We start from the raw sequence: 9155 nt of genomic DNA, 5'->3' as shown, positions 1-9155 counted from the left end.
GCTGGGGCTGGCCTGGTGGGGGGTCCAAGGGGTACCCCCATGGCTTGGATGGCTGCTGGCGGTTTTGGTGGTCTTCCCCATCGGCCCGGCCTCCTACCGGCTGTTCTTTGAGCCGGCCAGAAACGCCAGCGTGCTCACCTACCTAATCATCGCGGTCGGCCTCCACTTCGCCTTTATGGGGCTGGGCCTGGTCTTCTTCGGCCCCGAGCAGTTTCGCCTACCCGCCATTTGGGTTGGCCAGACCCAGGTTGGCCTGGTGCCCATCAACAACCAAGCCTTTCTGGTCTATGGCTTTGCCCTTCTGGCCGCGCTGGGGCTCTACCTCTTCTTCAACAGGAGCATCTACGGAAAGGCCCTGCGGGCCTGCGCGGTCAACCGCTACGGAGCCCGGCTTTTGGGCATCAGCCCCAGCCAGGCAGGCTACATCTCCTTTTCCATCGCCACCCTTATCGCCTGTGTGAGCGGCATGCTCCTGGCCCCTCTGATATCCCCGGCCTACTTCCAAGGCTTCCTCCTAGGGCTGAAGGGCTTCGTGGCCGGAATTCTCGGCGGCCTGGTGAGCTATCCGCTGGCGGCGCTGGGGGCCTTGCTGGTTGGGGCTATGGAATCCTGGGCAGCTTTTCAGGCCAGCGCCTATAAGGACGCCATCGTCTTCGCACTGCTGCTGCCGATTCTTTTCTGGCGTAGCCTCCGCAGCCAGGAGCTGGGGGAGGAAGAATGAGAACCGCGCCTTTACTCCTCTTCCTAGCAGGGCTCCTTCTCCTCCCCCTGGCCCTGCCGCCCTCCTCGTTCTACCTCACAGTGGGCAACTACATTGCCTTCGGGGCCCTGGTCGCCCTAGGCCTTTACCTGCTCACCGGGCTCTCGGGCATGACCAGCTTTGGCCAGGCCGCCTTTATGGGCCTGGCGGCCTACACCTCGGCCCTGCTCACCATCCACCAGGGCCTAAGCCCCTGGACAACCCTCCTGTTGGGCACCCTGGCCGCGGCGCTGGGCGCGCTGGTGATGGGCGGCATCACCGTGCGGCTTAAGGGGCACTACCTACCCCTTTCCACCATCGCCTGGTGCATCGCCCTGTATATCGTCATGGGGAGCTGGATCGGCCTCACCGGGGGCCACACCGGCCTACGGGGAATCCCCCCTGTGTCCATCCTAGGCCACACGTTGGGCGACTCCAGGAGCTACTTCTACCTGTCCTGGTCTATGGTCCTTCTGGGAGCCTGGGCAGCCTGGAACCTCACCAACAGCCGGATGGGGCGGGCGATGCGGGCCTCCAAAGGGGACGCCATCGCGGCGGCCAGCTTTGGGGTAAACCCGGCAGCTTTGAAGCTTCAGGTCTTTGTCCTCTCAGCGGTCTACGCTGGGGTGGCTGGCTGGCTCTACGTGCACTACCAGAAGTTCATCAACCCCACCCCGTTTAGCCTCGAGGCCTCCATCAAGTACCTGATCGCGGCAGTGGCCGGAGGGGTAGGCAGCATCCCGGGGGTCATCCTGGGCTCTGGCCTGGTGACGGGGCTAGAGGAGGCCCTAAAGGGCGTTCTGCCCGTCCTATTCGGGCGTGCCGGAAACTACGAGATCATCGCCTATGGGCTCATCCTGGTGCTCATCCTGATGTTCGCCCCCAAGGGTCTGTGGCCCTTCGTGGAACGATACTTACCCAAACCCAGGCCAAAGAACCCCCCAGGGCAGGGGCTGCCCACCCGCCCCGGTGGGGGGCACAAGGGGGAGGTGGTGCTCGAGGTCAGGGACCTCAGCAAGCGCTTTGGCGGCCTGCTGGCGGTCAACAAGATAAGCTTCGAGCTCAGGCGGGGTGAGATTCTAGCCCTCATCGGCCCCAACGGGGCAGGCAAATCCACCTGCTTCAACATGATTACCGCGGTCTACCCCCCCAGCGAAGGGGAGGTCTGGTTCAAGGGAAAATCCATCTCGGGGCGGAAGCCCTACGAGGTGCACCGGCTGGGCATCGCCCGCACCTTCCAGCACCCCCACCTCTTCCCCGAGATGACCGTACTGGAAAACGCCGCTTTAGGCACCTACGCCCGTACCCGGCGGGGCTTTTTGGCCTCCATGCTGGCCCTCTCCCAGGCCGAGGAAAAAGCCGCCCTGGCCGAGGCCTACCGGGCTCTGGAGCGGGTGGGCCTGGCCCATGTGGCCCATCAGAAAGCGGAGGGTCTTTCCATTGGCCAATTGCGGCTTCTAGAGATTGCCCGCGCCCTAGCCGCCGACCCCGAGGTGCTGCTCCTGGACGAGCCAGCCGCGGGGCTACGGGCCGGGGAAAAGCGGGCGTTCGCCGCGCTCATCCGCAAGCTGGCTGATGAAGGGGTCACGGTGCTCCTAGTGGACCACGACATGGACCTGGTCATGGGGCTGGTGGACCGGGTGGTGGTGATGCATTATGGGGAAAAGCTGGCCGAGGGGAGCCCCGCCGAGGTGCAGCGCAACCCCAGGGTCGTTGAGGCCTACCTGGGGGAGGCTGCCTGAGGCTTACCGGAGGCGGAGATGAACATTCTGGAAGTAGAAAACCTGAGCGTGCGCTATGGGGCCGTAGAGGCCGTGCGGGGGCTTTCGCTCAGGGTAGCCGAGGGAGAGGCCATCACCCTCATTGGGCCCAACGGAGCGGGAAAGAGCAGCACCCTCAAGGGCATCCTGGGGCTGGTGCAGGCCAGCGGCACGGTGCGCTATCTGGGAAAACCCCTCCTGCAGCGCGAACCGGAGGTACTGGCCGCCATGGGGCTGGTCATGGTGCCGGAAAAGCGCGAGCTTTTTGCCTCCATGGCGGTAGAGGACAACCTCCTGCTGGGCGCCTTCTCCCGCTTTCAGCGCCGCGAAAAGGGCATCCGGAAGGACCTAGAATGGGTCTACAGCCTCTTCCCTCGCCTCCTTGAGCGGCGCAAGCAGCTCGCCGGGACCATGTCGGGAGGTGAGCAGCAGATGCTGGCCATCGGCCGGGCCCTGATGGCCCGGCCCAGGCTGCTCCTGCTGGACGAGCCCAGCCTGGGGCTGGCCCCTCTTATCGTCCAAGAGATATTCCGCATCCTGGGGGAGCTCAAGGCCCAGAGGGTCACCATCTTGGTGGTGGAACAAAACGCCCGCATGGCCCTAAAGTTGGCCGACCGAGGGTATGTGCTCGAGGCGGGCGAGCTGGTGATGGAAGGCCGAGGGAGTGAGCTGCTATACGATCCCAGGGTCATTGAGTCTTACCTGGGCATCCGCACAAGGGAGGCCGCAGGTGGATAGCAGCCTTCACCCCGACCCCTACATGCGGCTTTTGGGGTTTGAGGTGGTCCGGCTGGGGCCGGGAGAGGCCGTCCTCCTGGCCGAGGTGCGGGCCGAGCACACCAACATCCACGGCTACTGCCACGGCGGGTTTCTCTACAGCCTGGCCGATGCCGCTTTTGCCCTGGCCTCAAACGCCCACGGGACCCCTGCTGTGGCCCTTTGCACGCACATGGAGTACTTCAAGGCGGTGCGGGCGGGGGAGCGGCTCGAGGCCCACGCCCGGGAGGAAAACCTAGGGCGCCGCACCGCCACCTATCGGATTGAGGTGAGAAGTCGGGCACGGGTGGTGGCCCTCTTCACCGGAACCGTCTTCCGCATGGAGAGCAAGAGCGAGCCCAAGGCCTGAGTGTTCGCAACAGGCCCTTGCGGGCAAAAACCTCTAAGGGTAAAACACAGCCATGGAAGCCTACATTCTGGATGCCGTTCGCACACCGGTTGGAAAGCACGGAGGCGCGCTGGCCTCTGTCCGCGCCGACGACCTGGCCGCCATTCCCCTAAAGGCCCTGCTGGAGCGCAGCGGCCTGCCGGCCAGCGATGTGGAGGACGTGTACATGGGCTGCGCCAACCAAGCCGGGGAAGACAACCGCAACGTGGCCCGCATGGCCCTGCTCCTGGCCGGGCTTCCCAAAGAGGTGGGGGGCTGCACGGTGAACCGGCTTTGTGGCAGCGGCCTGGAGGCGGTGGCCAGCGCAGCTCGGGCCCTCCTGCTCGGCGAAGGCCAGGTCTACATTGGGGGTGGGGTGGAAAGCATGAGCCGGGCCCCTTGGGTGATGCCCAAGGCCGAGCGGGCCTTCCCTACCGGCAACCTCACGGTTTACGACACCACCTTGGGCTGGCGCTTCATCAACCCCAGGATGCAGGCCCTCTACGGCACCGAGGCGATGGGCGAGACCGCTGAGAACCTGGCCGAGCAGTACAAAATCCCCCGCGAGGCCCAGGATCGCTTCGCCCTCCACTCCCACCAAAAAGCGGTTCGGGCGCAGCAGAGCGGGGCCTTTGAGACCCAGATGGTGCCGGTGGAGGTAATAGATCGCAAGGGGCAGACCACCCTGGTAAAAACCGACGAGGGCCCCCGGCCCGACACCAGCCTGGAGGCCCTGGCTAAGCTCAAACCGGTCTTCCGCCCTGGGGGCAGTGTGACCGCGGGAAACTCCTCTTCCCTAAACGACGGGGCTGCAGCGGTACTCCTGGTTTCCGAGGCCTACGCCCGGGCCCATGGGCTTAGGCCCATGGCGAGAATTCGCTCGGTGGCGGTAGCCGGGGTGGAGCCCCGCATCATGGGCATCGGCCCGGTGCCCGCAACCCAGAAGGCCCTCAAGCGGGCCGGGCTCACGCTCCAGGACATCGGCTTGATTGAGCTGAACGAGGCCTTCGCGGCCCAAAGCCTGGCGGTACTCTACGAGTGGGGGGTGGACCCCGAGGACGAGCGGCTCAACGTGAACGGAGGGGCCATCGCCATCGGCCATCCCCTGGGGGCCTCGGGGGCTCGGATTCTCACCAACCTGGTGCACGAGATGCAAAAACGGGATGTGCAGTTTGGACTGGCCACCATGTGCATAGGGGTAGGCCAGGGAATCGCCATGGTGGTGGAGCGGGTATGAGGGTGCTGGAGCAGTTCCGCCTAGATGGGAAAACCGCCCTAATCACCGGGGGCTCGAGGGGCCTTGGCCTGGAGATCGCCGCCGCCTTGCGGGAGGCTGGGGCCAAGGTGGCCCTCCTGGCCCGGCGGGAGAGCTTTTTTGAGGAGGCCCTAAAGCTCATCCCCGACGCCCTACCCATCGTGGGCAATGTACAGGACGAGGGAAGCCTAGAAAGCGCCTTTGCCCGCACCGGCCCAGTGGACATCCTGGTCAACGCCGCTGGAGTGACCTGGGGGCAGGATGCCCTCGAGGTTCCAGCGGAGAAAGTTCGTGAGGTGCTGGACATCAACGTGACCGGAGCTTTCCTAGCCAGCCGCATCGCCGCGCGGGGCATGAAAGGCCGGGGCTATGGAAAGATTCTGAACATTGCCTCGGTAGCTGGGCTCATGGGCAGCCCCAGCGAGGTGATGGATGCTGCGGCCTACTCAGCTTCCAAAGGGGCGCTGATTGCCCTCACGCGCGACCTGGCGGTGAAGTGGGGCCCCTTTGGCATCCGGGTCAACGCCCTGGCCCCGGGCTTCTTCCCCACCCGCATGACCGAGAAGCTGCTGGCCCGGACGGAGTCGTTGGTGCGCGCCCGCACCCCCCTGGGCCGCATTGGCCAGCCCGGCGAGCTGGCCGCGGCTGCGCTCTACCTTTGCAGTCCGGCCTCGGACTACGTGACCGGGCAGGTGCTGGCGGTAGACGGGGGAATGACCGCGCTGTAGACCGGAGGTGCCTATGCCGATGTTCCAACCCGAGATAGAAACCCTCCCTCGCCCCAAGCTCCAGGCCTTGCAGAGCGAGCGGCTGCGCGAACAGGTGGCCTACGTATACGAGCGGGTGCCCTTCTATCGCCGGGCCCTGGATGAGCGCGGCCTCAAGCCCTCCGACATCAAAGGCATTGAGGACATCCACAAGCTCCCCTTTACCAAAAAGAAGGATTTGCGGGATACCTACCCCTTTGGGATGTTCGCGGTGCCCCGGGAGCAGATTGCCCGTATCCACGCCTCCAGCGGCACCACCGGCAAGCCCACCGTGGTGGGTTACACCAAGGGGGACCTGGATATCTTCGCTGAGGTGGTGGCCCGCTCGCTGGCCGCCGCAGGGGGGCGGCCTGGGATGATGCTGCACAACGCCTACGGCTACGGCCTCTTCACCGGGGGGCTGGGCCTGCACGGAGGGGCCGAGCGGCTGGGGATGACCGTGGTGCCGGTCTCGGGCGGCATGACCGAGCGGCAGATCATGCTCATCCAGGACTTCAAACCGGAGATGATCGCCTGCACCCCCTCCTACGCCCAGACCCTGGCCGAAGAGTTCAAAAAGCGCGGGGTCAGTCCGGAGGAAATCAGCCTGAAGTACGCCGTCTTGGGAGCGGAGCCCTGGACGGAGGCCATCCGCAAGAGCGTGGACGAGGGACTGGGAGTACAGTCCACCAACATCTACGGCCTCTCCGAAATCATCGGCCCAGGCGTCTCCAACGAGGACGTGAGCGAGCGGGAGGGGCTTTCCTATATCTGGGAGGACCACTTCTACCCCGAGGTGGTGGACCCCGAGACCGGCGAGCCCTTGCCGGAAGGCCAGATCGGGGTGCTGGTGCTGACCACCCTTACCAAAAAGGCCATGCCCATCCTGCGCTACTGGACGGGCGACCTAACCTACATCACCCGCGAGCCCGGCCCCTCGGGGCGCACCCACGCCCGCATGGCCCAGATTAGGGGCCGCACCGACGATATGCTGATCGTGCGCGGGGTGAACGTCTACCCCACCCAGATCGAGGCCGTGCTCCAGGAAATCCCCGAGGTGGTGCCCCACTACCAGATTGTGCTGACCCGCGAGGGCACCCTGGACGAGGTGGAGCTTAGGCTCGAGGTCGCCGAGGCCTTTTTGCGTTCAGTGGGCCACCAAGCGCTCTCCCAAGAGGTGGTGGCAGCCGATCCCCGGTTGTCCCAGCTATGCGAAAAGGTGGCCCGCAAAATCAAGGACAACGTGGGCATCTCCCTGCGGGTCACCCTGCTCAACCCCGGCGCCGCGCCCAGAAGCGAGGGCGGCAAGCTCAAGCGGGTGGCGGATTTGCGCAAGCTATGAAACCCATCCCCATCGGCTACCAAGCCACCTTCGAAACGGTCGTAACCGAAGAGATGACCGTGGATTTCGAGCAAAGTGACCCTCAGCTCGGCAAGCTACATCCAGTCTACGCCACCTACTGGATGGCCAAGCACATGGAGCTGGCCGGGCGCAAAATCATCCTGCCCTTTCTAGAGGAGGGCGAGGAGGGCATCGGCTCCAAGGTGAGCGTGGACCACCAGGCCTCGGCCCTACCCGGAATGCGGGTGCGGATCGTGGCCGAGCACCTGCGTACCGAGGGCAACCGGGTGCACGTTCGCTGCACCGCCTGGAACGAGCTGGGCGACCCGATCGGCGAGGGCTACACCGAGCAGGTCATTCTGCCTAAAGAGAAACTCAAGCGAATTTTTGAGCGGCTCGAGGCGCGCTGGCAAAGGTATAGGGCTGACGCTGCGGCCAATTCCGGCTAGACTTGTCCTGGATGGCCAGGGCTACCCTGCACTACCGCTGCGCCGTGTGCGGCTACAAATCCGTAAAGCCCCTAGGGCGCTGCCCAGGGTGCGGAAGCTGGGAGAGCTTCAAGGAGGAAGCCCCCTTGCCCCGCTCTGTCCCGGCAAAAAGCGCCGCCAACCCCCAGGCCCTCATCCGGCTGAGCGAGGTGGACGAGGAAGGTGAGGCCCGCTTCAGCAGCCGAATTGGCGAGCTGGACCGGGTGCTAGGGGGAGGGTTCGTACCCGGGGCGGTGCTCCTGCTCGGGGGGGAGCCCGGGGTAGGCAAGAGCACCCTGCTGTTGCAGGTGGCCCAAAAGATGCTGGAGGAGGGCCGACGGGTGGTCTACCTGGCAGGTGAGGAGTCCCCGGGGCAGCTTCGCCTGCGGGCTGGGCGGCTGGGCGTCTCGGGCGCCCTCGAGCTGCTGCGGGAGACCCATCTAGAAACCGCCCTGGCCACCTTGGAGGCCGCCCCGCCAGAGTTCTTGGTGGTGGATTCCATCCAGACCCTGGAGACCGCCGCCGCCCCGGGGTCGCTGGTGGCGGTGCGCGACGCCACCGCAGCCCTCACCCGCTTCGCCAAACGCCACCGGGTGACCACCGTGCTGGTCGGCCACGTTACCAAGGAGGGTATCGTGGCGGGCCCCAAGGTCATTGAGCACGTGGTGGATGCCACTTTGTACCTGGAGACAGCCGGACACTTCCGGGTGCTGCGCTCGAGCAAGAACCGCTTTGGCCCGGTGGGAGAGCTGGGAGTTTTCAGCATGGGCGAGGCTGGTCTAGAGGAGGTGCCCAACCCCTCTGCGGCCTTCTTGGCCGAGCGCCCGGTTGGGGCCCCAGGCTCGGTGGTGGGGCTTGGTCTGTCGGGGGAGCGGGCCTTGGCCCTGGAGGTGCAGGCCCTGGCCGCCCGGACCCCCTTCCCGGCCCCCCGCCGGGTAGCCCAGGGGCTTGACGCAAGGCGGGTAGATGTGATCCTGGCGGTGCTCGAGCGGCGCCTCAACCTGCCGCTGGGCAACCTAGACGTCTACGTGAACCTGGCTGGGGGGCTGCGGATCTTTGACCCGGGGCTTGACCTGGCGGTGGGGCTGGCGGTCTACTCCGCGGTGGTGGGCCGCCCCCTGCCCGAGGAAGTGGCGGTGGTGGGCGAGGTGGGGCTGGCCGGAGAGCTCCGCAGCGTAGAAGGCCTGGAACGGCGTCTGAGAGAAGGGCAGCGGGCCGGGTTCAGGCGCCTGGTCTACCCACCGGAGTTCAGAACCCTGGAGGCCGCGGTGGGCAGGTTGCTATGAGCTGGGTTCGCTGGGTCCTCTACGCGCTGTTTGCCTATCTGGGGTACTGGGCTGGGGCCCGGCTAGAGACCATTGGCATAATCAGCACTAACCCCTTAGGCAGCCTGACCAGCTTGAATCGGCTGTACCTGGCGCTGGTGGGCCTCCTGCTGGGCTTGCTGGTGGTCCCCCGCCTGGCCTTCTGGCTCTCCCAGCGCTGGGAACAGACCCAGGCCTGGCTAAGGCGGCTTCCGCCCGAGATACCGGTGGCCATCACGGTGGCCTCGAGCCTGGGCCTGTTGCTCGCGGTGCTCCTCACCAACCTGCTAAGCCAGATTCCCGGCTTCTCCCCCCTCCACTCCCTTACCATCGCCGCGGTATTGGTCATCTCCTTCTCCGCCTTCGCGGTGGCCAACCGAGAGTACTTCCGCCTGGCC

The 9155-nt window shown here is 65.6% G+C and carries 9 protein-coding genes and 1 pseudogene; all 10 read left to right on the top strand.

Annotated features, from left to right (window positions below):
- Nucleotides 1-721, top strand: a 721-nt coding sequence (locus Mlute_RS12725) for a branched-chain amino acid ABC transporter permease (RefSeq protein WP_147371091.1), incomplete at its 5' end; no start/stop codon positions are given.
- Nucleotides 718-2481 carry a branched-chain amino acid ABC transporter ATP-binding protein/permease gene (locus tag Mlute_RS12720; protein WP_119360990.1) on the top strand — a complete coding sequence of 588 codons (1764 nt, stop codon included), beginning with the start codon at nucleotides 718-720 and terminating at the stop codon, nucleotides 2479-2481. The genes Mlute_RS12725 and Mlute_RS12720, both read left to right, overlap by 4 nt.
- Before the next feature lie 18 nt (nucleotides 2482-2499).
- Complete coding sequence (locus tag Mlute_RS12715; protein ID WP_119360989.1) at nucleotides 2500-3237, top strand: ABC transporter ATP-binding protein; 738 nt, start codon at nucleotides 2500-2502, stop codon at nucleotides 3235-3237.
- Between the two features lie 22 nt (nucleotides 3238-3259).
- Nucleotides 3260-3625 (top strand): hydroxyphenylacetyl-CoA thioesterase PaaI, encoded by a 366-nt coding sequence (gene paaI, locus Mlute_RS12710; protein WP_119360988.1) that lies wholly within the window; start codon nucleotides 3260-3262, stop codon nucleotides 3623-3625.
- A gap of 52 nt (nucleotides 3626-3677) precedes the next feature.
- Nucleotides 3678-4880, top strand: a complete 1203-nt coding sequence (gene pcaF / locus Mlute_RS12705) for a 3-oxoadipyl-CoA thiolase (protein ID WP_119360987.1) — start codon at nucleotides 3678-3680, stop codon at nucleotides 4878-4880.
- Nucleotides 4877-5626, top strand: a complete 750-nt coding sequence (locus tag Mlute_RS12700; protein ID WP_119360986.1) for an SDR family oxidoreductase — start codon at nucleotides 4877-4879, stop codon at nucleotides 5624-5626. The genes pcaF and Mlute_RS12700 overlap by 4 nt, the downstream gene beginning before the upstream one ends.
- A gap of 19 nt (nucleotides 5627-5645) precedes the next feature.
- Nucleotides 5646-6986 carry a phenylacetate--CoA ligase family protein gene (locus Mlute_RS12695; protein ID WP_182482571.1) on the top strand — a complete coding sequence of 447 codons (1341 nt, stop codon included), beginning with the start codon at nucleotides 5646-5648 and terminating at the stop codon, nucleotides 6984-6986.
- The gene (locus Mlute_RS12690; protein ID WP_119360984.1) at nucleotides 6983-7435 is read left to right on the top strand and encodes a thioesterase family protein; all 453 of its coding nucleotides are present in this window, start codon (nucleotides 6983-6985) and stop codon (nucleotides 7433-7435) included. The genes Mlute_RS12695 and Mlute_RS12690 overlap by 4 nt, the downstream gene beginning before the upstream one ends.
- An 11-nt stretch (nucleotides 7436-7446) precedes the next feature.
- Complete coding sequence (radA, locus tag Mlute_RS12685; protein ID WP_119360983.1) at nucleotides 7447-8739, top strand: DNA repair protein RadA; 1293 nt, start codon at nucleotides 7447-7449, stop codon at nucleotides 8737-8739.
- Nucleotides 8736-9155, top strand: a pseudogene (locus tag Mlute_RS12680) (hypothetical protein); the annotation flags it as partial. The gene radA and the pseudogene Mlute_RS12680, both read left to right, overlap by 4 nt.

This window comes from Meiothermus luteus, from assembly GCF_003574085.1.
Taxonomy (GTDB): domain Bacteria; phylum Deinococcota; class Deinococci; order Deinococcales; family Thermaceae; genus Meiothermus; species Meiothermus luteus.
This window is presented reverse-complemented; position numbering and strand designations above follow the sequence as displayed.

Excerpts from the sequence above, each read along its gene's own strand:
- Mlute_RS12720 (WP_119360990.1), top strand. The coding sequence starts at position 718 with ATGAGAACCGCGCCTTTACTCCTCTTCCTAGCAGGGCTCCTTCTCCTC.
- Mlute_RS12715 (WP_119360989.1), top strand. The coding sequence starts at position 2,500 with ATGAACATTCTGGAAGTAGAAAACCTGAGCGTGCGCTATGGGGCCGTA.
- paaI (WP_119360988.1), top strand. The coding sequence starts at position 3,260 with ATGCGGCTTTTGGGGTTTGAGGTGGTCCGGCTGGGGCCGGGAGAGGCC.
- pcaF (WP_119360987.1), top strand. The coding sequence starts at position 3,678 with ATGGAAGCCTACATTCTGGATGCCGTTCGCACACCGGTTGGAAAGCAC.
- Mlute_RS12700 (WP_119360986.1), top strand. The coding sequence starts at position 4,877 with ATGAGGGTGCTGGAGCAGTTCCGCCTAGATGGGAAAACCGCCCTAATC.
- Mlute_RS12695 (WP_182482571.1), top strand. The coding sequence starts at position 5,646 with ATGTTCCAACCCGAGATAGAAACCCTCCCTCGCCCCAAGCTCCAGGCC.
- Mlute_RS12690 (WP_119360984.1), top strand. The coding sequence starts at position 6,983 with ATGAAACCCATCCCCATCGGCTACCAAGCCACCTTCGAAACGGTCGTA.
- radA (WP_119360983.1), top strand. The coding sequence starts at position 7,447 with ATGGCCAGGGCTACCCTGCACTACCGCTGCGCCGTGTGCGGCTACAAA.